General features: G+C 49.8%; 1 protein-coding gene. It reads right to left on the reverse strand.

Annotation, left to right across the window (positions count from 1 at the left end):
- On the reverse strand, positions 1 to 1,102 hold a 1,102-nt coding region (locus V7D78_RS15815; RefSeq protein ID WP_333609431.1), incomplete at both ends, for a M14 family metallopeptidase.

Genomic DNA, 1,102 nt, shown 5'->3' on the forward strand with positions numbered 1-1,102 from the left:
TTAAACTGATTACCTACCCAGTTCGTGGCGACAGTCAGGTTGGCCTGGCCCGGGGCATCTTTGTCATAGCCAAATTCGTCCTGAAATTCAGGCGTAAGCGTTAATAAGGCTTGATTAAAGCGCTGCTCTAATTGTTGCACTTTGGCCGTGTATGACGGTACACCTTCGCTGCCCGCGACAAAGTTATACGGCAGGTTTTCATCACCATGAATGTCTAAAAACATATCAAGCCCGGTTTCGAGCATTTTCTGGCGCACCAGAAAAACCTCCGGACTACGTGTCATGGTAGGCTCTTGCCATTCGCGGTTCAGGTTAGCGCCCGCCGCATTAGTACGTAAATGGCCGCGCACACTGCCATCCGGGTTCATATTCGGCACTATGTAAAACACCGCTTTATTTAGCAGTGCCCGGGCGACACCATCATCTTCATCTAATAAGCGGTCGAGTAAGCCTTCAATAAACCACTCGGCCATGCTCTCGCCCGGGTGTTGGCGCGCCGTGATCCAAATTTTCTTTTTGCTGTCATCCGGCTCACCCACCACCAGTAACGACATATCGCGGCCATCCAGGGTTTCGCCTAAATCCACCAGCTGACAGTTGTAGTCGTTTTGCGCTTGTTGCAGCAAATCCTGATGACGCTCGTAGCTGTAAGGGGCAAAATAGGCAAAATACACTGACTCGGCTTCCGGGTAGTGGCTGATAGTCAGCTGTTTACCGTCATATTCGGTTTGTACGCGAAACCAGGTTTGCCGATCATAAGAGGCCACCGCCTGATAATCTTTCCAGCCATCGGGATAAGCAGAATCGCCCGCATTAACAATTTTAATGCTATGCAGCTCTGCGTGTTCGCTTATCAGTTTAAAATGAAACCATTGATAAAAATCAGAATTATTGTCTTTGCGAATGCTTAGCTGAATGTCGCTGGGATGCTCGGCTTTAATAATCTCGATATTGCCGCTGTCAAAGTTGGAGCTGATCTGCATGGATACCTCGAAGGCCTGGATGCATGGAGAGACGCGAAGATGACCAAGAATCGCAGCTCTGGCGCGCGGGTGAAACGCTGCAGGCGACAAACTGATATGAATTACCCCCACTCCCAGGC

It is taken from the genome of Arsukibacterium sp., assembly GCF_036735525.1.
Lineage (GTDB): Bacteria > Pseudomonadota > Gammaproteobacteria > Enterobacterales > Alteromonadaceae > Alishewanella.